The sequence below is a fragment of the Streptomyces sp. NPDC001980 genome (assembly GCF_040296885.1).
Taxonomy (GTDB): Bacteria; Actinomycetota; Actinomycetes; order Streptomycetales; family Streptomycetaceae; genus Streptomyces.
Genome location: NZ_JBEOYD010000080.1, coordinates 1 through 23,765, shown reverse-complemented (window position 1 = coordinate 23,765; position 23,765 = coordinate 1). Strand labels below are relative to the sequence as shown.

The 23,765-nt window shown below is 72.4% G+C and carries 23 protein-coding genes; 7 read left to right on the top strand and 16 right to left on the bottom strand.

Features of this window, described 5'->3' with window-relative positions; genetic code table 11:
• Positions 1–55: 55 nt before the first annotated feature.
• Positions 56–886 carry an alpha/beta fold hydrolase gene (locus ABT137_RS49785; protein WP_351720427.1) on the bottom strand — a complete coding sequence of 277 codons (831 nt, stop codon included), beginning with the start codon at positions 884–886 and terminating at the stop codon, positions 56–58.
• Positions 887–1,444: 558 nt separating this feature from the next.
• Between ABT137_RS49785 and ABT137_RS49780 the strand changes: the two genes are divergently transcribed.
• Positions 1,445–2,206, top strand: coding sequence for a GntR family transcriptional regulator (locus tag ABT137_RS49780; protein WP_351720426.1), 762 nt, complete (start codon positions 1,445–1,447; stop codon positions 2,204–2,206).
• A gap of 128 nt (positions 2,207–2,334) precedes the next feature.
• Here the strand turns inward: ABT137_RS49780 and ABT137_RS49775 are convergent, their stop codons facing one another.
• From ABT137_RS49775 to ABT137_RS49765, 3 genes are all read right to left on the bottom strand, one after another.
• Positions 2,335–3,492, bottom strand: coding sequence for an ROK family transcriptional regulator (locus ABT137_RS49775; RefSeq protein WP_351720424.1), 1,158 nt, complete (start codon positions 3,490–3,492; stop codon positions 2,335–2,337).
• A 101-nt stretch (positions 3,493–3,593) separates the two neighbouring features.
• The gene (locus tag ABT137_RS49770) at positions 3,594–4,244 is read right to left on the bottom strand and encodes a response regulator transcription factor (RefSeq protein WP_351720422.1); all 651 of its coding nucleotides are present in this window, start codon (positions 4,242–4,244) and stop codon (positions 3,594–3,596) included.
• Between the two features lie 14 nt (positions 4,245–4,258).
• On the bottom strand, positions 4,259–5,413 hold the full coding sequence (locus ABT137_RS49765; RefSeq protein ID WP_351720420.1) for a sensor histidine kinase: 1,155 nt from the start codon (positions 5,411–5,413) through the stop codon (positions 4,259–4,261).
• Positions 5,414–5,522: 109 nt separating this feature from the next.
• Between ABT137_RS49765 and ABT137_RS49760 the strand changes: the two genes are divergently transcribed.
• Complete coding sequence (locus ABT137_RS49760) at positions 5,523–6,443, top strand: ABC transporter ATP-binding protein (protein ID WP_351720418.1); 921 nt, start codon at positions 5,523–5,525, stop codon at positions 6,441–6,443.
• A 2-nt stretch (positions 6,444–6,445) separates the two neighbouring features.
• Entirely contained in the window at positions 6,446–7,156 is a 711-nt protein-coding gene (locus ABT137_RS49755) for an ABC-2 transporter permease family protein (RefSeq protein WP_351720416.1), read from the top strand.
• 123 nt (positions 7,157–7,279) lie between these two features.
• Here ABT137_RS49755 and mug read toward each other — a convergent pair whose 3' ends face one another.
• The 7 genes from mug to ABT137_RS49720 all read right to left on the bottom strand — a co-directional run bounded on the left by mug (position 7,280) and on the right by ABT137_RS49720 (position 13,503).
• On the bottom strand, positions 7,280–7,768 hold the full coding sequence (gene mug / locus ABT137_RS49750) for a G/U mismatch-specific DNA glycosylase (protein WP_351720415.1): 489 nt from the start codon (positions 7,766–7,768) through the stop codon (positions 7,280–7,282).
• Positions 7,769–7,833: 65 nt separating this feature from the next.
• The gene (purB, locus tag ABT137_RS49745; protein WP_351720413.1) at positions 7,834–9,279 is read right to left on the bottom strand and encodes an adenylosuccinate lyase; all 1,446 of its coding nucleotides are present in this window, start codon (positions 9,277–9,279) and stop codon (positions 7,834–7,836) included.
• 73 nt (positions 9,280–9,352) lie between these two features.
• Positions 9,353–9,697 carry a DUF4326 domain-containing protein gene (locus tag ABT137_RS49740; RefSeq protein WP_351720411.1) on the bottom strand — a complete coding sequence of 115 codons (345 nt, stop codon included), beginning with the start codon at positions 9,695–9,697 and terminating at the stop codon, positions 9,353–9,355.
• A gap of 10 nt (positions 9,698–9,707) precedes the next feature.
• Positions 9,708–10,490 (bottom strand): SGNH/GDSL hydrolase family protein, encoded by a 783-nt coding sequence (locus ABT137_RS49735; RefSeq protein WP_351720408.1) that lies wholly within the window; start codon positions 10,488–10,490, stop codon positions 9,708–9,710.
• Positions 10,491–10,569: 79 nt separating this feature from the next.
• Positions 10,570–11,583 carry a hemolysin family protein gene (locus ABT137_RS49730; protein WP_351720407.1) on the bottom strand — a complete coding sequence of 338 codons (1,014 nt, stop codon included), beginning with the start codon at positions 11,581–11,583 and terminating at the stop codon, positions 10,570–10,572.
• Entirely contained in the window at positions 11,580–12,914 is a 1,335-nt protein-coding gene (locus tag ABT137_RS49725) for a hemolysin family protein (protein ID WP_351720405.1), read from the bottom strand. The genes ABT137_RS49730 and ABT137_RS49725 overlap by 4 nt, the downstream gene beginning before the upstream one ends.
• A 154-nt stretch (positions 12,915–13,068) precedes the next feature.
• The gene (locus tag ABT137_RS49720) at positions 13,069–13,503 is read right to left on the bottom strand and encodes a GNAT family N-acetyltransferase (protein ID WP_351720403.1); all 435 of its coding nucleotides are present in this window, start codon (positions 13,501–13,503) and stop codon (positions 13,069–13,071) included.
• 135 nt (positions 13,504–13,638) lie between these two features.
• Between ABT137_RS49720 and ABT137_RS49715 the strand changes: the two genes are divergently transcribed.
• A complete protein-coding gene (locus ABT137_RS49715; protein WP_351720400.1) occupies positions 13,639–14,742 on the top strand; it encodes an MBL fold metallo-hydrolase in 1,104 nt (367 codons plus the stop codon).
• Between the two features lie 45 nt (positions 14,743–14,787).
• Here the strand turns inward: ABT137_RS49715 and ABT137_RS49710 are convergent, their stop codons facing one another.
• The 3 genes from ABT137_RS49710 to ABT137_RS49700 are packed head-to-tail and all read right to left on the bottom strand — an operon-like array spanning position 14,788 to position 19,059.
• Positions 14,788–15,642 (bottom strand): LLM class F420-dependent oxidoreductase, encoded by an 855-nt coding sequence (locus tag ABT137_RS49710; RefSeq protein ID WP_351720399.1) that lies wholly within the window; start codon positions 15,640–15,642, stop codon positions 14,788–14,790.
• Between the two features lie 56 nt (positions 15,643–15,698).
• On the bottom strand, positions 15,699–18,266 hold the full coding sequence (locus tag ABT137_RS49705; RefSeq protein ID WP_351720396.1) for an ABC transporter permease: 2,568 nt from the start codon (positions 18,264–18,266) through the stop codon (positions 15,699–15,701).
• Between the two features lie 4 nt (positions 18,267–18,270).
• Entirely contained in the window at positions 18,271–19,059 is a 789-nt protein-coding gene (locus ABT137_RS49700) for an ABC transporter ATP-binding protein (RefSeq protein ID WP_351720394.1), read from the bottom strand.
• 139 nt (positions 19,060–19,198) lie between these two features.
• On the opposite strand from ABT137_RS49700, the gene ABT137_RS49695 reads away from it, so the two are divergent.
• Together ABT137_RS49695 and ABT137_RS49690 are read left to right on the top strand one after the other, a co-directional pair.
• Positions 19,199–19,450: an antitoxin gene (locus tag ABT137_RS49695; protein WP_351720392.1), complete on the top strand. Its 252-nt coding sequence runs from the start codon at positions 19,199–19,201 to the stop codon at positions 19,448–19,450.
• 4 nt (positions 19,451–19,454) lie between these two features.
• Entirely contained in the window at positions 19,455–19,829 is a 375-nt protein-coding gene (locus ABT137_RS49690) for a fic family toxin-antitoxin system, toxin component (RefSeq protein ID WP_089105464.1), read from the top strand.
• A 21-nt stretch (positions 19,830–19,850) separates the two neighbouring features.
• On the opposite strand, the gene ABT137_RS49685 is transcribed toward ABT137_RS49690, so the two are convergent.
• Positions 19,851–20,534, bottom strand: coding sequence for a class I SAM-dependent methyltransferase (locus tag ABT137_RS49685; protein ID WP_351720390.1), 684 nt, complete (start codon positions 20,532–20,534; stop codon positions 19,851–19,853).
• 102 nt (positions 20,535–20,636) lie between these two features.
• A complete protein-coding gene (locus tag ABT137_RS49680; RefSeq protein WP_351720388.1) occupies positions 20,637–21,323 on the bottom strand; it encodes an esterase/lipase family protein in 687 nt (228 codons plus the stop codon).
• 116 nt (positions 21,324–21,439) lie between these two features.
• Between ABT137_RS49680 and ABT137_RS49675 the strand changes: the two genes are divergently transcribed.
• Positions 21,440–23,614, top strand: coding sequence for a helix-turn-helix transcriptional regulator (locus tag ABT137_RS49675; RefSeq protein ID WP_351720386.1), 2,175 nt, complete (start codon positions 21,440–21,442; stop codon positions 23,612–23,614).
• The last annotated feature ends 151 nt before the right edge of the window (positions 23,615–23,765 follow it).

Sequence of the window (23,765 nt, the reverse complement as noted above, 5' to 3'; positions counted from 1 at the left end):
GGCCGACCGGCGCCGGCCGGCCGCCGCGGACACGGCGTCGGCGCCCGGCCGTGCGTCAGCGGCTGCCGTCGAGGATGACGCGGGCGACCAGCGCCGGGTCGTCGTTCATCGGGCAGTGTCCGCAGCCGGGCAGCCGGACCAGCCGGGCCTTGGGGATGATCTGCTTGGCCCGCACCCCCTGGCGGCGCACCAGCAGCATGTCCCGGGTGCCCCAGCCCACGGTGACCGGGATGCCGGGGACGTCGTCGGTGAACTGGACGGCGGAACCTGCCCGCAGGGTCTCGGCGAATCCGCTGGCATGGGCGAGGGCCAGCGTCTCGGCGACCACGGCCTCGGGTGAACGGCGCGCCGGGCGGGCGTAGATGGTGCTGGTCAGGGCGGCCCGCCCGGCGGCCGACCGGGACAGCCGCTCGATCAGCGGGAGCGGCAGCCGCTCCGCGATCCGCCGCATGGCGATGAGCACACCGAAGGCGTAGCGCCGCTCGGCCTGTGACCAGAACCCGGCGGGAGAGAGGGCGGTGACGGACCGTACGAGCTTCTCCCGGCCCAGTTCCAGCGCCAGCAGCCCGCCGAGCGAGTTGCCCGCCACGTGCGGCCGGTCCAGCTCCAGGGTCTCGAAGAGGGCGCCGAGCAGGGCGTTGGTGGTCGGCAGGTCGTAGGTGAGGCCGTCGGGAAGGGCCGGGGAGGCACCGAAGCCGGGCAGGTCCACGGCGATCACGTCCCGCTCGGTCGCGAGGATGTCCACCACGGGGTCCCAGGCCTGCCGGTGATGCCCTATGCCGTGGATGAGGACCAGCGGTTCGCCGCGGCCCACGCGCGCGTACGAGACGGTCACATCCTGCCGGCCGTGCGCGGCCGGGGCTTTGAACGAGACGGTGGCGGACATGGGGGCTCCTCGTCTGGCGACTTCGGCGGACGCCGTAGACAGCTTGTCAGCAATTGCTACTCGCGGGTAGTCCCCGGTGGGGTGTGTCGTACGCCGGCACGCCCCGTCAACGCACCGCGGATGGCTCCGGACTTAAATCGGGATGCCGCGCCCGCCTCCCGGATCCACCGCACCGGCCACCTCCGCACCGGGACCACCGGTCTCCGGCGGTCCCCGGATCATTCTGGGGCGAGGGTGCGGAACGCGGTGCGATTCCGTCCTGACATGCGGGAACGTGTCGGACCTGCAGGGGTGACGCCCGCGGCTCAGACCGCCGGTCACCCTGCTCCGGGCGCTTCCCGCCGTGCGACGGGAGCTTTGCCGTCATGTCACGAAAACGCACCCGCGCGAACGCCTCGTGAACGCTCTGTGGCACCGCTTTCTATGCGTTGGCCAAGGGATCGAGGATTGGTCTTGACCAAGGGTCTGCGCCGCCCTATGGTCGCAGATAAGTAAAACAACCTTTAATAAACAAGGGCGTTAAAACGCCGCCGGACCACGGCGATTGCGGAGGACAGGGTGGGGACCACGCAGCTGGAATCGGTGCCGGAACCGAAGTACTGGCATCTCAAGACCGTGCTCAGTGAGGCACTGGACTCGGAGTTCTCGGTCGGCGAGATCCTGCCCAACGAGCGCGACCTCGCCGCCCGCTTCGGCGTGGCCCGCGCCACCCTCCGCCAGGCCCTCGAACAGCTCGAACTGGAGGGCCGGCTGCAGCGCCGCCGCGGTGTCGGTACGACGGTCGCGCCGCCGCGCATGGGCGTGGCGGTCGGCACCGACCAGCACGCCTGGCCGGGCGCCCCCGGGGACGCCTGGCAGCCCGCCGACTGCACCCTCGCGGTGCCGCCCGCCGCCGTCGCGACCGCCCTGGAGACCGGCGCGGAGGAGGCCGTGCACATCGTGCGCCGCTCCCGCGTCTCGCACGGCCAGCCCGTCGCCGCAGAGCTGCTCTACATCCCGGCGGCCTCGGTCCCGGAGCTGACGGCGATCGACGCGCCGTCCGGAGCGCCCCGCGCGCGTGCGGTGCTGCGTGAGCTGCAGCGCCTGGAGCTGGAGGGCCAGGACCGCGCCGTGGAACTCGGTTCGGCCCGCGCGGACGACGCCAAGGAACTCGACCGGCTCCCCGGTGCCCCGGTGCTGGTCGTCACCACCCGGTTCCTCGCCGTCGGCCGTACCGCCGCGCTCTCCGTCGCGACCTACCGCGCGGACACCTGCCGGCTGACCTTCGGCGACAGCGGCGGCGTGGAGATCCACCACGGCCCCGAGCGGCAGGCCTCCTAGCCACCGCGCCGGACACCAGGTCGCGCCCCGGTTCCCGCCGGGGCGCGACGCGTTTCCCGGCACAGCCGCAAGCCGCTCAGCCGCAAGCCGCTCAGCCGCAAGCCGCAAGCCGCAAGCCGCTCAGCCGCTCAGCGGCGTGCGGTGACCGTCCCGTCCACCGCGAACAACTGTTCCTCCACATGGTCGAGGGCGAGCCGCAGCGCGCCCGTCGCCACCGCCGCCTCACCGAGCAGGGAGAGAGCCACCCGGGGTGGCCGCAGACAGTACCGGGCGAGCTCCCGGCGCAGCGGCTCCAGGACGCCGTCCAGCCCGGCCGCCCAGCCGCCGATCACCACCAGCTCCGGGTCCAGCGCCAGCACCAGCGCGGCCACGTCGTGGACCAGCCGCTGTATGAACCGGTCGACGGCCGCCCGCGCCCGCGCATCCCCCTTGCGGGCCAGCGCGAACACCTCGGCGACCGCCTGCTCGTCCAGCGGATGCAGCGGCTCGTCGGTGGTGGACAGCAGCGTCTCCGGGGTCACCTCCCGGCCCAGCAGATGCAGCGCGCCGATCTCCCCGGCCGCCCCGCCGTACCCCCGGTGCAGCCGCCCGCCGATCAGCGATCCGGCGCCCGGACTCAGCCCGGCCATCACCATCACCACGTCGTCGGACTCGGTGGCGGCGCCCTTCCAATGCTCGGCCACGGCCGCCGCGTTGGCGTCGTTCTCCACCAGGACCGGGCACTTGAAGGACCGGCTCAGCCGCTCGCCGAGCCGCAGTCCCGTCCACTCGGGCAGCGCGGTGCCCAGCCGCACCAGGCCGTCCGCCTCGACGATGCCGGGGGTGCCGACCCCGACGGCCCGCAGCGAACTGCGTGCCACCCCGGCCCGGCGCAGCAGCTCGGCGACGGCGGTGCGCAGCCGGTCCAGCCGCTCGTCGGCGTCGGCCGTCTCGTCAACCTCCTTGGCCTGCGCCCCCAGCACCCGGCCGTCCAGGTCGGCGAGGAGCGCGGCGACGCGGTGCGGGCCGATCTCCAGGCCCAGCAGATGCCCGGCCTCGGCCCGGAACCGGAACCGCCGCGCCGGCCGTCCCTGCCGCCGGGTGGCGCCCTCCTCGGCCGCCGTCTCGACGACCAGTCCGGCCTCGATGAGCCCCTCCACGACCCCCTCGACGGTCGGCCGGGACAGCCCGGTCACCCGGGTGATCTCGGTGAGCGTCGCACAGTCGGTGGCCCGCAACGCATGCAGCACCACTGCGGAATTGATCCTTCGCAGCAGAGACGGATCACCGCCGGTCAATCCCGCCAACGTCCGTCCTCCCAGCTTGCCCTGCACGTTGGCCGGATCGTACTTCGGCGCCGACGACCCCGGCGAGTGCCGGACGCCTCCGATCTGCCGGAGATCCGCGATCAGCGGAGCCCGGCGAACCCCGACTCGTACGCCGCGATCACCGCCTGGGTACGGTCCCGCACCCCGAGCTTGGCCAGTACGGCGCCCACATGGGACTTCACGGTCTCGGTGCCGACGACCAGCCGCGCGGCGATCTCGGCGTTGGTCAGCCCCCGTGTCATGAGGCGCAGTACCTCGGCCTCCCGCTCGGTCAGCCGCGCCCACTCCAGCGCGTCCCGTCCGTCGCTCCGGCCGTACCGTTCGGCGAGTTGCCGCACCGATGCCGGGAAGAGCAACGACCCGCCCTCGGCGACGAGCCGCACCGCGTGCACGATCTCGGCCGGCCGGGCCCGCTTCAGCAGGAACCCGTCGGCGCCCGCGCGCAGCGCCTCGTACACGTACTCGTCGTCCTCGAACGTCGTCACCACGAGGATCTTCGGCGGCTCCGCGACCGTGCGCAGCACCGCGCGGGTGGCCTCGATCCCGTCCAGCAGCGGCATCCGTACGTCCATCGCGACGACGTCCGGCCGCAGTTGCCGCACCAGCGGGATCACCGCCGCCCCGTCCGCCGCCTCCCCGACCACCTCGATGTCGGGCTGCGCCTCCAGCACGGCCCGCAGGCCCGCGCGTACGAGGGGCTCGTCGTCGACGAGCAGGACGGTGACCGGCATGTGGGCAGCGTAGATCAACCCACCGGCAGTTCGGCGTGCACCTGCCAGTCACCCTCGACCGGTCCGGTACGCGCGCGGCCTCCGAGCAGGGCCGCGCGCTCGCGGATCCCGCGCAGCCCGCTGCCCCGCCCGGGCCCCGGTGTCGCGCCCGGAAGCGGATTGCGCACCTCCAGGTCCAGCACCCCGCCTGCCACGGTCACCCGGACCCGCACGGGTACGGCCCCCGCGTGCCGCAGCACGTTGGTGAGCGACTCCTGGAGGATGCGGTAGCCCTCCCGGGAGACCGGCCCCGGCACCGTCTCCAGCGGGCCGGTGACCTCCGCGTCCACTGTGGAACCCGAGGCGCGCGCCGACTCCAGGAGCCGGTCGGCGTCGGTGAGCGTGGGCCGCCCGCTGACCGGTCGCCGGGACTCCCGCAGCACGCCCAGCACCCGCTCCAGATCCTCCAGTGCGCTCCGGCCGGTCTCCTCGATGGCCGCAAGCGCCCGGTCGGTGAACTCCGGATCGCCCGCCGTCCGGGCCGCGCCCGCCTGCACCACCGCCACCGTCAGCGCATGCCCGATCGAGTCGTGCAACTCGCGCGCGATGCGCGCGCGTTCCAGAAGCTGCTCGGTGCGCTCCTCCAGAGCCGCGAGCCGCTCGGCTGCGGACGGACCGAGCAGCCGCCTGGCCAGCGCGGTGATCAGCTCCCCGAAGCCGACGACGGCCCCGTAGAGGGCGATCAGCGGAAGCGGGATCAGCAGGGCGTACGCCCAGTGCGGCCGTGCCGTGTCCAGGAACGGGACGCCGTCGGGCGCGTGCCCGGCGGCGAGCCTGCCGAGGTCGAAGGCGATGGCCGGAAGCCACACCGAGGCCAGCGCGCCCGCCGAGCCGACGACCATCCGCGCCTCCAGCCACACCACCGTGCGCCCCCGGTCCCGCCAGGTCGCCGACGGCGTCTGCGAGATGGCCGACTCCTCCTCACCGGGCGTGAGCAGCAGCCGCGCCTGCACACCCTCGCCCCGGCGCACGGCCGGGATCAGCCCGACCGGGAGCAGCACCAGCGCGGGCACCCACGGCCTCGACGGGTCGACGAAGAGCCACAGGGCGACGACGAGCAACGGCACCCACAGATGCAGCAGGCGCGTGTACGTCGTCCCCCGCAGCAGCGGGCGCAGAAAGCGGATCATGCGGACATCGTGACAGGCCCCACCGACAACGGCCCTCCCCCGAGCGGGGGAGACGGTCCCCACCGGCGGGGGAGGACCCCAACCCCCGTGCCCGGCGAGGCTGTCGGCCATGACCAGCATCGACGTGCACGACCTCACCAAGGAGTACGGCGGCCGCCCGGCCGTGGACCACCTCACCTTCTCCGTCCGCCCCGGCCGCGTCACCGGCTTCCTCGGCCCCAACGGCGCCGGCAAGTCCACCACCCTGCGCCTCGTCCTCGGCCTCGACCACGCCACCTCCGGAACCGCCACGATCGGTGGTCGCCCCTACCCCGGACTCCGCGAGCCCCTGCGCCGGGTGGGCGCCCTGCTCGACGCCGACGCCGCGCACGGCTCCCGTACCGGACGCGACCACCTGCGCGCCCTGGCCGCGAGCAACCGCATCCCGATCCGCCGCGTCGACGAGGTGCTGGAGGAGACAGGGCTGGCGCCCGCCGCCCGGCGCCGGGTACGGACGTACTCCCTGGGCATGCGCCAGCGGCTCGGGATCGCCGCCGCCCTGCTCGGGGACCCCGAGGTGGTGCTGCTCGACGAACCCGCCAACGGCCTCGACCCGGAAGGCATCGTCTGGATCCGCCGGTTGCTGCGCCGACTGGCGGCCGAGGGCCGCACGGTGCTGGTCTCCAGCCATCTCATGAACGAGACGGCGACCTTCGCGGACCACCTGATCGTCCTCGGCCGCGGCCGGCTCCTGGCCGACACCCCGGTCCGCGACTTCATCCACGCGCGCGTGCGGCCCGCGGCGCGGATCCGCACCACCGACGACGAACGACTCGCCGAACTGCTCGCCAGGCACGGCCAGGAGGCGGCACACGGCGCCGACGGGGTGTGGACGGTACGGCACGCGCGCGTGGAGGACCTCGGCCGCCTGCTGGCCGAAGCGGCCGTCCCCGTCCTCGAACTCACCCAGGAGGAGGCCACCCTGGAGCAGGCCTACCTCGATCTGACCTCGTCCGAAGCCGAGTTCACCGCACACCACCAGGAGGCCTGACCATGCCGTTCCGGCCCGTACTGCACGCCGAGTGGATCAAGATCCGTACGCTCCGCCCGCTCGTCGGCACGCTGTGCGCCGTCCTGGTCGCCACGGTCGCGTTCTCCGCGCTCGCGGCAGCGAGTTCCGGCGGTTCCGACCCGCTCTTCGCCACCTTTTCCGGCGTGTCCCTCGGACAGATCGCGGCGGTCGCCTTCGGCGCGACGGCCGTCACGTCCGAGTTCCGGGGCGCCGCCCTGCGCCTCACCCTCTGCGCGGTGCCCGACCGACGGCGCTGGTTCGCGGCCAAGGCCACGGCGATCGCGCTGCCCGTGCTCGCCGTCGGACTGGTCACCGGCCTCGTCACCCTGATGCTGGGCCGGTTCCTGCTCGGAACAGCCGGACCGACCTGGCCGGAAGGGCTGCGGGGCGCGCTGGGCTGTGGCGTCTACCTGACTCTGATCGCCCTGTTCGCGGCGGGACTCGCGGCCGTGCTGCGCAGCGGGACCGCGACGCTCGGCATCCTGGTCCCGCTCCTGCTGATCGTGTCGTTCGTGATCGGCGATCTGTCGGCCGGCATCGCCGACTTCCTTCCCGACCGGGCGGGCCAAGCAGTCCTGCACAGCGACCGCGACGGGGCCCTGGGCCCATGGACCGGACTGGCGGTGACCGGACTGTGGACGGCGGTGGCACTGCTCGCCGGGGTCCGCAGTCTGCGCCGGCGGGACGCCTGACGATACGCCGAGTGTCAGTGGCGCCCGCTTTACTGGATCACATGGACATCGCGAAGTGCCTCGCCGTGATCGACGCATTGTGTGCGCGGGAGTTCCCGACAGTCCTGGACCCGCCGTGACCGGCTAGCCCTCGGCCGCGACCCGCAGCCGCCCGAACTCCTCCGCCATCGTCGCCGCCGTCCAGTGCGCGTTCAGCCCGCTGGGGTTCGGCAGGACCCACACCCGCGTCTCCCCGATCGTCCGTTCCTGCGGCCCCACTTGGGCCCCGCGGTCGGCGAAGGCGGCCCGGTAGGCCGTGACGCCCACCACCGCCAGCCACCTCGGCCGGACCCGCGTGACCTTCGCCGTCAGCAGGCGCCCGCCCTCGGCGTACTCCTCGGCCGTCAGCTCGTCGGCGCGCGCGGTCGCCCGCGCCACCACGTTCGTGATGCCGAGCCCGTACGAGAGCAACTCGCCCTGTTCCGCGGGTTTCAGCAGCCTCGGGGTGAAGCCGGACAGGTGCAGGACCGGCCAGAAGCGGTTGCCGGGGCGGGCGAAGTGGTGGCCCGTGGCGGCCGTCATCAGGCCGGGGTTGATGCCGCAGAACAGGACGTGCAGGCCGTCCGCGAGCACGTCCGGGACGAGACGGTCGCGGGCGGCCTCCAGTTCCGCCGCGGTGAAGCGAGGGGAGCGGCTGGTCAGAGGATCGCTCCGGGGGTGTAACCGGCGGCATCGGGGTGCTGCTTGACGATCTCCTCGATCCGGCCGACGACGACACCGACCTGGGCGGCGGCCGCGCCCGTGAAGGACAGCTTGTCGGCCATCAGCGCCGCCAGCTGCTCGCGGTCCAGCGGCAGCCGCTCGTCGGCGGCGAGCTTGTCGAGCAGGTCGTTGCGCTCGGCGCCCTGCTCACGCATCGCGAGCGCGGTGGCGACGGCGTTCTCCTTGATCGCCTCATGGGCGACCTCGCGGCCGACACCCGCCCGCACCGCGCCCATCAGCACCTTGGTGGTGGCGAGGAAGGGCAGGTAGCGGTCGAGCTCGCGGGCGATGACGGCCGGGAAGGCGCCGAACTCGTCGAGGACCGTCAGGAAGGTCTCCAGGAGACCGTCGAGTGCGAAGAAGGCGTCCGGCAGAGCCACCCGGCGCACCACCGAGCAGGACACGTCGCCCTCGTTCCACTGGTCGCCGGCCAGCTCGCCGGTCATCGAGGCGTAACCGCGCAGGATCACCATGAGGCCGTTGACGCGCTCGCAGGACCGGGTGTTCATCTTGTGCGGCATCGCCGAGGAGCCGACCTGGCCCGGCTTGAAGCCCTCGGTGACCAGCTCGTGCCCGGCCATCAGCCGGATCGTCTTGGCCAGGGAGGAGGGGGCGGCGGCCAGCTGTACGAGCGCGGTCACGACCTCGTAGTCCAGCGAGCGCGGGTACACCTGGCCGACCGACGTGAACGCCTGCGAGAAGCCGAGGTGCCGCGCGATCCGGTCCTCCAGCTCGGCCAGCTTCGCCGCGTCGCCGCCCAGCAGGTCCAGCATGTCCTGCGCGGTGCCGACCGGGCCCTTGATGCCGCGCAGCGGGTAGCGGGCGAGGAGCTCCTCGACGCGGCCGTACGCCACCAGCAGCTCGTCGGCGGCGGTCGCGAAACGCTTGCCGAGGGTGGTGGCCTGCGCGGCCACGTTGTGCGAGCGGCCGGCCATGACCAGTTCGGCGTACTCGCCGGCCAGCTTGCCCAGGCGGGCCAGGACGGCCGTCGTACGGTCCCGCATCAGTTCCAGCGAGAGGCGGATCTGGAGCTGCTCGACGTTCTCCGTCAGGTCCCGGGAGGTCATGCCCTTGTGCACGTGCTCGTGGCCGGCGAGGGCGTTGAACTCCTCGATCCGCGCCTTCACATCGTGCCGGGTGACCTTCTCGCGTTCGGCGATCGACGCCAGGTCCACGGTGTCGAGAACCCGCTCGTAGTCGGCGATCGCCGCGTCCGGCACCTCGATCCCGAGGTCCTTCTGGGCCCGCAGCACGGCGAGCCAGAGCTGCCGCTCCAGCTTCACCTTCTGCTCGGGCGACCAGAGCGTGGCGAGCTCGGCGGAGGCGTAGCGTCCGGCGAGGACGTTCGGAATGCGGGGCTTGGCGGGCGCGGCTGAAGTCACGTGTACGGATTCTACTGGCGATTCCTGCAGGCCAGCGTCGCGGGCCCGCTCGTGTGAACGTACGAGAGCCGCGTCACCGCTCCGGAACGCAGGCCAGCTCCGCCAGGACGTCCGCGTGGCACAGCTCCGGCGCGCACCAGCAGGCCAGGGTCATCCCGCGCAGTTCGGCCACCAGTTCCAGCAGTTCGGGCCGCTCCAGCAGGTACGCCCGGTACATCGCCATCACCTCGGCCCGGGTGCCGTCCCGCTTCTTCTTCGGGGTGTCGTACGCGAAGGGGTTGTACAGCGGATGGCGGGGCAGGTCCCAGCCGCCCATCGTCCAGCGGCGGCCCACGTAGACGACGTCCGCGGGAGCGTGTTCCAGCCGGGGGCCGAACTCGTGGATGCGGCCCCTGACACTGATCACCCGGGTGGACACGGGAGCCGCCCTACGCCTCGTACGGCAGCAGCTCCGGGCGCTTCGGCTCGCGGCCGTCGCCCGAGGAGCGGCCGGTGAGGCGGCGGCCTATCCACGGCAGCAGGTGCTGCCTGGTGAAGCGGGCGTCCGCGGCGCGGCGCGCGACCCAGCCGGGCGGCGCCGTGGCCGGGATCGGCGTGCGCCACTCGGTGTCCTCGGGGTCGTGGCCGAGGGTCTGCCAGACCGCCTCGGCGACCCTGCGGTGCCCCTCCGCCGTCAGGTGCAGCCGGTCCACGTCCCACATCCGGGGGTCGGCCAGCGAGGGCGCGCCGTACAGGTCGACGACGAGGGCACCGTGCCGCTCGGCCAGCTCGTCGACGACGGCGAACAGCTCCTCCATGCGCGGCCGGAACCGTTCCAGGACCGGGCCCTGGCGGCCGGGGCTGCGCATCAGCACCAGCTTGTCGCAGGCCGGCGCCAGCCGCTCCACCGCCTCGGTGAGCAGGTCCCGGACCCGGACCATGTCGCACTTGGGGCGCAGCGTGTCGTTGAGGCCGCCGACCAGCGTGATCACGTCGGGCCGCATGGCGACCGCCACGTCCACCTGCTCCGCGACGATCTGCCCGATCAGCTTGCCGCGCACCGCGAGGTTGGCGTAGCGGAAGTCGGGGGTGCGGGCGGCCATCCGGGCGGCGAGGACGTCCGCCCAGCCTCGGTAGGAGCCGTCGGGCTGCAGGTCCGACATGCCCTCGGTGAAGGAGTCGCCGATCGCGACCAGGCTGGAGTGTGCGGGAAGCACCGGGTTCTTCTGCATGGCGACAGAGATGGTATCCCGGGGCGCATACCCGTCGGTCGGTCACTCCCTCCGACGGTGACTCCTTCTCCGGTGAGGCCTAGGCGTGCTGCCCGAACAGCTCCCGCAGCACGTCCTCCATCGTCACCAGCCCGGCCAGCCGCCCGTCGTCGCCGAGCACGCCCGCCAGATGGGTACGGCTGCCGCGCATCGCGGTGAGCACGTCGTCCAGCGGTGTGTCCTCCCGTACCCGTGCGATCGGCCGCATGTCCCGCAGCCGGAACGCCTCGTCCCGGGGCGAGGCGTCCAGCGCGTCCTTGACGTGCAGATAGCCGACGATCCGCCGCCCCTCGTCCACCACCGGGAACCGGGAGAAGCCCGACTCCGCCGACAGCCGCTCCAGCTCCTCCGGGGTGACGCCCACGCGCGCGTAGACGACGCGTTCCAGCGGTACCACCACGTCCCGCACCGGCCGGCGGCCCAGCTCCAGGGCGTCGTGCAGCCGCTCCTGGGCCCGGTCGTCGATCAGGCCCGCCTCACTGGCGTCCTTGACGATCTCGGCGAGCTCGGTGTCCGTGAAGGTTGCCGAGACCTCGTCCCTGGTCTCCACCCGGAGCAGCTTGAGCAGGCCGTTCGCGAAGGCGTTGATCGTGAAGATCACCGGGCGCAGTGCCCGGGACAGGGCGACCAGGGGAGGACCGAGGAGCAGGGCGCTGCGCACCGGCTCGGCCAGCGCCACGTTCTTCGGCACCATCTCGCCGAGCAGCATGTGCAGGTAGGTCGCGAGGGACAGCGCGATCACGAAGGACACGGCATGGCCCGCGCTCGTGGGCACGCCGAGCGCGTGGAACACCGGCTCCAGGAGATGCGCGATCGCGGGCTCCGCGACCACACCGAGCACCAGCGTGCACAGCGTGATGCCGAGCTGGGCGGCGGCCAGGAGGGCGGACACGTGCTCCAGCCCCCACAGCACGCTCTTGGCCCGCCGGTCGCCCGCCTCCGCGTGCGGCTCGATCTGGGAGCGGCGCACGGAGATCATCGCGAACTCGGCGCCGACGAAGAAGGCGTTCACGACCAGCGTCGCGAAACCGATCAGCAGCTGTACGGCGGTCACCGCTGCCCCTCCTGCTCCGCCTCGTCGTCGAGCGGCGCGTGCAGCAGCACCCGGGCCGCCCGCCGCCCCGACGCGTCCACCACGTCCAGCCGCCACCCGGCGACCTCGACACCGTCCCCGGTCTCGGGTATCCGGCCCAGCTCGGCCGCGACCAGCCCGGCCAGCGTCTCGTACGGCCCCTCGGGCGCCCTGAGGCCCACGCGCGCGAGCTGGTCCATGCGGGCCGCGCCGTCCGCCGAGTAGAGCGCGCGGCCCGTCGCGTCGGCACCGGCGGGGGCGAGGTCGGGCGTCTCGTGCGGGTCGTGCTCGTCGCGTACCTCGCCGACGACCTCCTCGACGATGTCCTCCAGGGTGGCGACCCCGGCCGTACCGCCGTACTCGTCGATCACGACGGCCATGGTGCGCCGGCCGCCGAGGCGGTCCAGGAGACGGTCGACGGTGAGGGACTCGGGGACCAGCAGGGGCTCGCGCATCACCTGGGCGACCCGGACCCGGGACCGCTCCTCGGCGGGCATGGCCACGATGTCCTTGATGTGGGCGGTGCCGACGACCGAGTCCAGGCTGTCCTCGTAGACCGGGAAGCGGGACAGGCCGGTCGCCCGGGTCGCGTTCGCCACGTCCTCGCACGTCGCCCTGACCTCCAGGGCGACGACCTGGACGCGTGGGGTCATCACGTTCTCGGCCGTGAGATCGGCGAGGTTGAGCGTGCGCACGAACAGCTCGGCGGTGTCCGCCTCCAGCGCGCCCTGTTTGGCGGAGTGCCGGGCCAGAGCGGCCAGCTCCTGCGGCCCCCGGGCGGAGGCCAGCTCCTCGGCGGGCTCCACGCCGAACCGCCGAACCAGCCGGTTCGCGGTGTTGTTCAGATGCGTGATGAACGGCCGGAAGGCCGCGCTGAACCAGCGCTGGGCGTTGCCCACCCGCTTGGCCACGGCCAGCGGTGCGGAGATCGCCCAGTTCTTGGGCACCAGTTCGCCGACGACCATGAGGAACACCGTGGACAGCGCGGTGCCGATCACCAGCGCGAGCGAACTCGCCGCCGACGCCGCGATGCCGACCGCCTCCAGCGGTCCGGCCAGCAGTTTGGCGATCGAGGGCTCGGCGAGCATGCCGACGACCAGGTTGGTGACCGTGATGCCGAGCTGCGCCCCCGAGAGCTGGAACGTCAGGTTCCGTACGGCCTTGAGGGCGCCGGCCGCCCCGCGCTCGCCGCGCTCCACGGCACGCTCCAGCTCGCCGCGCGCGACCGTGGTCAGCGAGAACTCGGCCGCGACGAAGGCACCGCAGGCGAGCGACAGCAGGATCGCCACCAGCAGGAGGAGCACTTCGGTCATCGGGTCACCTCCGTCCCATGATCGGGCAGGGCGGTCGGGACCGCGCGGCGTTGCCGACGGACAGGACTGGGAGGCTCACCCATGGCCGGACGCTCACACACCTTTCATCGAGGAACGACGACTCCCCCAATGGTAAAGGATCGGCAAAGTGGCCTCAGTGGTCGCCGGTCGTCAGCGTCTTCACCCATCGCCGCCACTGCTCCTGGGACTCGTACCCCGCGGCCCGCCAGGCGTGGTGCGCGGTTTCGTTGCGCACCAGCACCATCGCGTCCACGCGCCGTCCGCCCAGGCTGAGGAAGCGTTCTTCCGCGGCGTCCAGCAGGGCGGCGGCGATGCCCTGCCGCCGGTGGTCGGGGTGTACGGCCAGCCGGTAGGCGGAACACCGCCATCCGTCGAAGCCGGCGATGACGGTTCCGGTGAGCAGGCCGTCGCGCTCCGCGAGGAGCAGGGCTTCGGGGTCCCGCTCGATGAGCCGGGCAACTCCGTCGTGGTCGTCGCTGATGCTGGTCCCTTCGGCGGCTTCGCGCCAGAACCGCAGCACGGTGTCGATGTCGGAGTGGGCGGCGTGGCGGATGCGGAGATCGCTCATGGCGCGAGCCAATCAGAGTGCCGGTCTGCGCGGCGAGGGGTTTCCGCATTCATAGTTTACGGTTCAACTAGAGTCGTTTATGGTTCAACCATATGTCGTGCCCGTGCATCAACTCCGTTCTCCAGAGGAGGACTTATGACGTCCGAGCCCATCGGTTCCCGTTCCACCGACGCGAACCGGCGTACGTTCCTGAGGCGTGCGTCGGTGGTTGCCGCAGTCCCCACCGGCGTCGGCCTGTTCGGTGCGGCGGCCGGTACCGCAGATGCGGTCGACAGAGCCGACACGGCCGGGCTCCCCGGCTTCGAGCCCGTGCCCGCGGGGTCCATGGGCCCGGCGCTCAACGCGGACGGCTACTACGTCGGCCGCATCAAGGGGAACCTGTACTGGGTGACCGACGCCTACTACCAGGCGATGTTCCTCAGCACCAGGCACGGCGTGGTGCTGGTCGACGCACCGCCGACCATCGGGACCAACCTCCTGCGGGCCATCGAGGACGTCACCGGGGCCAACGGCAGACCGGGCAAGGTGACCTACCTCGTCCACTCGCACGCGCACGCCGACCACATAGGCGCGTCGGTCCTGTTCGGGGACGACGTCGTACGCATCGGGCACAAGGTGAACCGCGAACTTCTGCTGCGTGCCGGCGACCCCAACCGGCCGGCGCCCAGGGTGACTTTCGACAGCCGGTACACCCTCTCCGTCGGCGGCGAGCATCTGGAACTGGCGTATCACGGGCCGAACCACGCGCCGGACAACATCTACGTCCATGCCCCGGCCTACCAGACCCTGATGCTGGTGGACGTGCTCTTCCCCGGATGGGTCCCGTTCAAGAACCTCGCCGTCTCCCAGGACATCCCCGCCTGGATCAAGGCGCACGACGTGGCGCTGTCCTATCCCTGGACCACTCTGGTCGGAGGCCATCTCGGCCGCCTCGGGGTCCGGGCCGACGGCGAGCTGCAGAAGGAGTACATGGCCGACCTGGAGGCCGCCGTCCGGTCCGCCGTCAAGTCGGTCGACCCCGCGCCGTACTTCCGGGAGTACGGGCCGGCCGGGAACGCCTGGGCGATCTTCAGGACCTACCTCGACGCGGTGGCGCGGACCGCGGCCGATCCGGTCGCCGCGAAGTACCTCGGCAAGCTGGCGGCGGCCGACGTCTTCACGTATGACAACGCCGCCGCCCTGCTGGAGTCGCTGCGGATCGACGCCGGCGTACTCGGGCCCTTCGGCATTCGGCCGTGACCCACTGAGCTCTCGCCCCGCCCCCTCGCCCACCGGCTGATTCCCCTAGGCGGACAGCTCCGCCGGCACCGGGGCGAACGCCTCCATGTACGGCTCCAGGACGGTCAGATACGAGAACCCGTACCGGTCGCGCAGTCCTCGCACCCGCCCGGCGACCTCCTCCAGCGTGCCGACGAGGACGGTGGGCAGGGCGAGGGCCTGCTCCAAGGTCAACTCGGGTCGCCGCTCCAGCAGCGGGCCGAGCGCGGACGCCGGGTCGTCGGTGACCGCCACGATCTGGATGAGCAGGTTCCGTTCGGCGGGTTCGGCACGCGATGCCGCCAACTCCTGGTAGCGGCCCACCCGTTCATCCAGTTCCTCGGCCGTGACCGGATCCAGCCGGCCCTCCGTGTTCCCCGGCACCAAGCGGGCCCCGGCGAAGGCCGCGATGTCCGCGTGCTCGGCGGTCAGCCGCAGCATCCGGTCGCCGTTGCCGCCGATCAGCAGCGGCACCTCCGCCCCGTCCGACTTCAGCAACTCGTCAACCGTGCGCCGGAGATGGGCCACCCGCTCACGCGGCGAGCCGAACGGCAGCCCGGCCCGGTCGTGCTCCGCCTGTACATAGCCGGTGCCGAGCCCGAGTTCGAGACGGCCGCCGGTCAGCGCGGCGGTCGTCGCCACCTCGCGGGCCAGCAGCACGGGGTTCCAGAAGCCCGCGTTGAGCACGAACGTGCCGAGCCGCGGACGTTCGGTCGCCTCGGCCGCCGCGACCAGCGCCGGGAAGGGCGCCGGCATGCCGAGGTGGTCGGGGACGAGGATGACGTCGTACCCGAGTTCCTCTGCGCGCCGGCACTTCGCGCGCCACTCGTCGGCCGACGCGGGCGTGAGCAGGTTGACCCCGAAGCGGAACGGACGCGGCATCTGTATCGGCTCTCCTCAGCAGTGGGCGACTTGAACCACTCGTGCGGCGACCTGAGTCATTCGTGCGCGATGGCCGCCAGCACGTTCATCCGCGATGCGCGCAACGCCGGCAGCAGCGCGGCCACGATGCCCACGACCGCCGAGCCGATCACGACCGCGACGATCGTGCCCCACGGGACGGCGAGGGCCTTCATGCCCTGGAGCGCCAGGACCTGCTGGGTGCACACGCCCCACACCAGGCCGAGCGCGAGGCCCAGCACCGCGCCGAACACCGCGATCACCACCGACTCCAGCCGGATCATCCGGCGCAACTGCCGCCGCCCCAGCCCGATGGCGCGCAGCAGCCCGATCTCCCGGGTGCGCTCCACGACCGACAGGGCCAGGGTGTTGACCACCCCGAGCACCGCGATCACGATCGCGAGCCCGAGCAGCGCGTACACGAGGTAGAGCAGCACGGCGATCTGGTCGTGCACCAGCTTCTTGTAGTCGGCCTGGTCGCGGACCTGGACCTGCGGGTAGGGCGCCAGCGTCTGCTCCAGCCGCGAGCGCAGCTGGTCGGCGCTGGTGCCCGGGGCCCGGTTGACGTACAGCGACGAGTCCTGGCCGTCGGGGACGTACTTCTCCACGGTGGCGATGCCGAAGAACAGCCCGCCCTGCGTGCCGAAGCCGCTGCCGCTGTCCTGGTCGGTGAGGGCGCCCACCTTCATCTCGGCCCGCTTGCCGCCCGGGAACTCGACCGGGAGCACGCTGCCGAGGCGCACCTTGTGGTCCTCGGCGAAGGTGAGGTCCATGCCGAGGCTGCCGGCGGCCAGCGCGGCCGCGGTGTCGCCGCCCTTGTAGGCGACATGGGCGACCTCGTCGACCTGGGGGTCGTATCCGGCGGCGGTCGTGGTGACCCGCTTGCCGTCCGGCAGCCGTACCGCCACCGGCGTGAACCGCTGCCGTACGACGAGCCCCACGCCCTCCGTACCGCGCACCTTGTCGGTGATCTCCCGGGTGAACGGCAGGAAGTTGCTGTTCTGGACGACGAAGTCGGCGCCCAGCGTCTTGTCGATCTGCTGGTCGAAGGACTTGGACATGGAGGCGCTGGCCACCGACATCCCGCCGACCAGGGCGAGCCCCACCATGAGCGCGGCGGCGGTGGCGCCGGTACGGCGCGGGTTGCGCAGGGCGTTGCGCTGGCTCATCCGGCCGACCGAGCCGAAGAGGGCGGGGAAGGCCGCGCCCAGGACCCGGATCACCGGCCGGACCAGCAGCGGGCCCGCGATGACCGTCGCGATCAGGGTCAGGACGATCCCGAGGCCGAGCAGCGAGGCGGCGGAGGCGGTCTTCGTGGCCGTCGCGCAGCCGGCCAGGGCCGCGGCCCCGATCGCACCGACGACCGTGCCCACGATCGCCCGCACCTTCAACGGCTTGCCGATCCCGGCGATCTCGGCGTCGGCGAGCGCCGCCATCGGCGACACGCCGGCCGCGCGCCGGGCGGGCAGATACGCGGCGACGAAGGTGACGCCGACGCCCACGACGTACGCCGCGACCGGTGTGCCCCAGCCGATGACCATCTCGGTGGCCTTGAGGTTCATCCCGAACGCGCTCATCAGCTTGATCAGCCCGAACGCCAGCCCGACCCCGGCGCCCAGACCCAGCGTCGAACCGACAAGACCCAGCAGCACCGCCTCGGTGAGCACCGACCGCCGCACCTGCCGCCGGTCGGCGCCCAGGGCGCGCAGCAGCCCCAGTTCACGGGTGCGCTGGGCGATCAGCATGGAGAAGGTGTTGACGATGAGGAAGACGCCCACCAGGGTGGCGATTCCGGCGAATCCCAGCATCACGTACTTGATGACGTCGAGGAATCCGCCGAGGTCCGCGGCCGACGACTTGGCCTGCTCGTCGGCGGTCTTCAGGTCGTACGTCCCGGTCCCGATCGCCGCGCCGATACGGCTCTTGAGCTGGGCGTCCGTCACCCCCTGCGCCGCGTCCACCGAGATGCTGGTGGCCCGGCCGGGGGAGCCCAGCAGCTCCTTCGCGGCCACCGCCGGGTCGAGGAAGACCAGGGCGGCGCCGGGGTTGGTGGTGGTGAAGGTGGCGATGCCGACGATCTCCACCTTGAAGGTGCCGGGCTGGGCCTGCACGGTCAGCGTGTCGCCGATGCGCACGTGCTTCTTGTCGGCGGTGTCCGCGTCGAGCAGCGCCTGGCCGGCGCCCTGCGGGGCGTGGCCCGAGGTGAGCTTCACGGGGCTGCGGTGGGTGAGGTACCAGTCCGTGGCGATGGTCGGGGCGCCGGTGGTCGGGCCGACCGACTTGTTGTGGCTGTCGACCACCACGATGTTCTGCACGGAGACGTCCGCGTGGGTGTCCGCGACCCCGGCGACCTTCGCCACCTCGCCCGCAAGCGAGGCCGGCACGGTCTGGACGGCGCCGGTCGGCACCGACGACTTGAGGTCCTGCTTCGGCTCCACCGTGACGTCGGCGGAGGTGGAGGCGAACAGCCGGTCGAAGGTGCGGGTGACGGTGTCGGAGAAGATCAGGCTGCCCGAGACGAACGCCACGGACAGCACGATGGCCAGCGCGGACAGCATCAGCCGTCCCTTGTGCGCGAGGAAGCTGCGCAGGGTTGCCTTGAGCACCGGGTCAGTCCTCCTCGGGCCCAGCGGACCCGCGTCCGACGTCGAATCGCTTCATTCGTTCGAGTACGGCGTCCGCCGTCGGCTCCTCCATCCGGTCCACGATCCGGCCGTCCGCGAGGAAGAGGACCAGGTCGGAGTGGGCGGCGGCGCCCGGGTCGTGGGTCACCATGACGACCGTCTGGCCGAGCTGGTCGACCGCCTCCCGCAGGAAGCCCAGCACCTCCAGACCCGCCCGTGAGTCCAGGTTCCCGGTCGGCTCGTCGGCGAAGATCAGCTCCGGGCGGGAGGCCAGCGCCCGCGCACAGGCCACGCGCTGCTGCTGACCGCCGGAGAGCTGGGCGGGCCGGTGCTTGAGGCGGTCCCGCAGCCCGAGCGTGTCGATGACCTGGTCCAGCCACTTCTCGTCGGGCCTCTTGCCCGCGATGTCCATGGGCAGGGTGATGTTCTCGGCGGCGTTCAGCGTCGGGATCAGGTTGAACGACTGGAACATGAACCCGATCCGGTCCCGGCGCAGCCGTGTCAGCTCGCGCTCCCGCAGCCCGGTTATCTCGGTCCCGCCGAGCCAGACCTGACCGGCCGACACGGTGTCCAGCCCCGCCAGGCAGTGCATCAACGTGGACTTGCCGGAGCCCGAGGGCCCCATGACCGCGGTGAAGCGGCCACGCGCGATGTCCACGTCCACCGAGTCCAGTGCGAGCACCGCCGTCTCACCCGCGCCGTACGCCTTGGTCAGCCCGCGAGCACGGGCCGCGACCCCGTCGGCGGCGGGCGCCTCCGCAGCTGCTGTGGACAAGACTGCCTCCCCGTGTCACGCGACTTCACCCGACCTCTTTGTCCGGGTCGAGCGTAGTGTGACCCGTCCCACAGCCGGTATCACTTTTCGATTCCGATGCGCGCTGGCATTGCTAGCGCATCCGCGCTAGCTTCGAGGTATGGCGAAGACCCAGCTGAACGTGCGCGTGGACGAGGGCACCGCCAAAGCGGCCCGCGAGCGCGCTCTCGCGCGTGGTGTGAGCGTCAACCGCTACATAGAGGAACTGGTCATGCAGGACACGGGTGAGGCCGGCCGCACGTTCGTCGAGGCCGCCGCCGATTTCATGAAGCAGTACGAGTCCGTCTTCGCCGAGGAGTTCGGCGAGACGCGCGATGCCGACATCACTGACAAGACCGAAGGTCGTCACTGATCCCTTGAGCGACCTGACGATCGACCTCGCCTGGCTTCTCATGCTCGCCGAACAGAAGACCCCGGGTGACCCGCAGGTCACCGACTGGGGTGCGCTGATCGCCGCCGTCGCCAGGCATCAGGCCGAGATATTCGACGTCCCCGTCTACGACACCCCGCACGCCCGGGCCGCCGCCCTGCTCCAGCTTCTGATCCACGTCCCGGCCCTGGAGCGCTCGAACGCCCTGTTCGCGTCCTCGGTCGCCTACGCCTACCTGGTCGCCAGCGGCCTCAAGGTCGCCACCTCGCCCGAGCAGGTCCGCGACCTGGCCCGGCTGGTCAAGAACGGCCAGGCGGGCGTCGCCGACATCGCGGAGGAACTGCGCCGCTGGAGCCTGTGAGCGGTCCGGCGACGCCGGTGCTCACGCTTCGGCGGGCTTGCGGGCGACACCCAGCGCGCAGAACGAGGAGGGCAGCCGAGGGCCGTTCTCCGGCAGGAACACCCGGCGGTAGGGGCCGAGTTCGAACCCGGCCGCGCGCAGTTCGGCGACCGGCTCCCGGGACAGATGGCAGCCGCCGACCAGCAGCGGCCACACCGTCCGGTCCAGGGCCCGCTGGGTGAACCTCATCGCCGGGCCACCGCCCGCGCCGTGCTCGAAGAACCGCAGCTCACCGCCCGGCCGCAGCACCCGCCGTACCTCCGCGAGCGCCCGCTGCACATCCCGGACACTGCACAGCACCAGCGAGAGCACCGCCGCGTCGAACGCCTCGCTCTTCACCGGCAGCGCCTCCGCCGCGCCCGGCACCACGTCCACCGGGACGTCGGCGCGCACAGCGGCATCGGCTGCCAACTGCCGCAGGGTGCGCTCCGGTTCGATCGCCACGACCTCCGCGACCGAACCGGGGTACCGGGCGAAGTTGAGCCCGTTGCCCGCGCCGATCTCGATCACCCGCCCGGACAGCCCGGAGAGCAGCCGCTCCCGGATCGCCGCCATACCGAGACCGGTCTCGGCGGTGACGCTGCAGCGGGCATAGAAACGCGCGAACAGCGGGTGGTGGACGGGATCCCGCACCGGTGTCCCGGCGCCGGCGGACAACAGCCGCATGACGACCTCCAGACCCTCAGGTCTCCAGACCTCCGGACGGAAGCAGGTCTACGGTGATTGTCCCCCGTTACGGCCCGTCGCACCCCCGCTGCCGCGAACGGCTCAGCCGATGAAGTCGCGCACCTGCTCGTAGACGCCGTAGTCGTTGTTCATGTCGGTGTGCGAGATGCAGCCGACGTCGACGTTGGTCGCCCCGCTCAGCTCCGCCGAGGTGTCCGGGTCGATCGCCGCGTCGCAGTCCGACCAGTACGCCGCGTACGAGACGCTGCCGGGCGTCTCGTCACCGGAGTTCAGGGCGGTCAGGAACGAGCTGCCGGTCGTCATCTCCTTGCAGGAGGTGTAGAGCCACCCGCACAGCGAGGCGACGCTGGTCCCGTGGTTCACCCCGGCGACCGACACGAAGTGGTCCACGTACGAGGTCCCGCCGAGGTTCTTGAGGTAGTAGCGGCTGTTGAGCGCACCCATGGAGTGCACCACCAGGTCGACCTTCGAGGCACCGGTCTTGGAGAGGACGGACTGGATGTAGGTCGACAGCGTCGAGGCCGTGGTGACGTTGGACTTCGTCCAGTCGTACGAGATCGCGTACAGCTCGGAGGACGAGTAGCCGTCCGCCTCGAAGTCCGCGATCCAGTCGTTCCAGCTGCTGGAGTCGCTGCTCAGACCGTGCACGAACACGATCGGGTCGTGGCTCGCCGCGTGCGCGGTGCCGGCACTCAGGGGGAGGGACAGAAGGAGCGAACCGGCTATCGCCGACAGAGCGGTTGCGATGCGACGCTTGGCGCGTTGCATGATGCCTCCTGAAACGGGTGGGGTTGTTCAGGAGTGTCGGGACGGGTCTACGCGCGCCGCATCGGTGAAGTCGCCAGTCTTTACGAATCAACTAACTCGCCAGTAACGTCATTCGTGTGGTGATACCGGTGAACCCCCCACACCTTGACCGCACTTCGCCACCGCAGCCGACCGAAGCGGGGCCCTGCCCGGCTTCGACGCTCCCCGAGGGCGTCCGTGCCCGGGTGACACGAGTCGTATACGAGGACCAGCGCGCCGTGGCCGAACTCGTGCCGCGCCTCACCGAACGGCAGGCCGCCGGCGCCGACCCGCTGCCGGTCGAACCGGCCGAACTGGCACCGGGGTTGCTCCATGCCCTGCGCCGGGAGATCCGAGCACTGCCCGACGAGACCCGGCTGCTGTTGCTGCTCGCCGCCGCCGACCAGTACCCGGTGGCCACCCACGCCTTCCTGCGCGCGGTCACCGCCGGCCGGCTCGACACCCGCCCGCTGGAGGCGGCCGAGGCGGCCGGGGTCGCCCACGCCAGCGCCGGCGGGGTGTTCTTCCGGGACCCCTGGACCCGGATCGCCGCCTACGAGACCGGCTCGGCGGCCGACCGACGCGAAGCCCACCTGCTGCTCACCCGGGTGCTCGGCGGCAAGGGCGAAACGGCCCGCCGCTCCTGGCACCGGGGCGCCGCCGCACTGGGCCCGAGCGCCCGGCTCGCGGCGGAGCTGCGCACCGCCGCCGACCGGGCCCGCTCCGAAGGGCGCCCCGCCCTGGCCCGTGCCCTCGCCGAACGGGCCGCCGACCTCTGCCCCGACCCGGTCGAGGAGGCCCGGCTGCTCGCCCTGGCCGCCGCCGACGCCTGGCGCTCCGGAGAGCCCGACCGGGCGAGACGGCTCGCCGCCCGTACGGACAACTCCGCCCTCAACGGCGTCCTCGCCCTCAGAGCGGGCAACGCCGCCGAGGCCTTCGACGCCCTGCTCACCGCCGCCGTCAGGCAGGAACGTTCCGCCGATGCCGTGGAACTCCTCGCCCTCGCCACCGAGGCCGCCGTCTACACCGGCGACCTCAGACGCTGCCGCGAGGCCCATGTCCTGGCCCAGTGGCTGGACCTCCCGCCGTCCGGCATCCTCGCCGCCCTCGCCTGCGCCGTCGAAGGCCGCTACGCCGACGCCCGCGTCCTCCTCAAGGGCACCGCCGGCCGCTGCGGGCCCGGCGGCGACCCCGGCCTGCTGATCCACTCCGGCATCGCCGCGCTGATGCTCGGCGACCACACCCGGGCCGTCACCGCCACCCTCCGGGCCGCCGCCTCCGCCCGGTCGCGCGGCATCCCCGGGACGGTCGCCCAGGCCATGGAGTTCCGTGCCTACGCCGACTTCTGGACCGGGCGCCCCCGGGCCGCCGAGGCCGCCGCCCGCGAGGCCCTGCGCCAGGCCCACGCCACCGGGCAGGACAACGGGGCCTGCCATCTCCAGGCCGCGCTCGCCATGTTCGCCGCCGTCACCGGCGACGAGGAGGCCTGCCGGGAGCGCGCGGCGGCCGCCCGCTCGCACGCCCGGGCGCACGGACTGGGCCTGCCCGCCGCCCTCGCACAGTGGGCGCTCGCCTTCCTCGACCTGACCAACGGCCGCTTCCCGGCGGCGGCCGCCCGACTGCGCGCCCTCGCCGGGTTCGGCCCCGGACACGGCCACCGGGCCATCCGGCACCTGGCCACCCCGCACTACGTCGAGGCCGCCGTCCGTACCGGCGACACCCGGGTCGCCCGCGCCGCGCACGCCGACTACCACCGCTGGGCCACCGCCGTCCGCAGCCCCGACGACCTCGCGCTCAGCGCCCGCTGCCGGGCCCTGCTCGCCCCCGGCGCCGAGGCCGTCCAGCACTACCGGGCCGCACTGGACCTGCACGCCCGCGGCACCCGGGACTTCGAACGTGCCCGCACCGAGCTGCTGTTCGGCGGTGCGCTGCGCCGGCTGCGGCAGCGCACCGAGGCCCGCGACCGGCTGCACAGTGCCCTGGAGGCCTTCGAGTCTTTCGGCGCCCCGCACTGCGCCGCCCAGGCGCGCGCCGAACTCCGCGCCCTGGGCACCCCGTTGACCCCGCACTCCGGGACCGACCCGGCCGCCGCGCTGACCGCCCAGCAGCTGATGGTGGCCCGGATGGCCGCCGAGGGCGCCACCAACCGCGAGATCGCCGACCGGCTCAACCTCAGCCCCCGCACCATCGACCACCATCTGCGGGGGGTCTTCAGCCGGTTGGGGATTCGATCCCGGATCGAACTGGTACGGCTGCTTGGGGAGTCGCCGTAGCAGGCCGTCGGTCGGGTGCGGCGCCATCGTGGCTGGTCGCGCAGTTCCCCGCGCCCCTTCGGGGGCGCCGGTGGAGCCGCCCCTTTAGGGGCGCGGGCCAGCGCACGTAACGCGTGAGAGGCCGGACTTGTGCCCGACCCGAGGCGGAGAT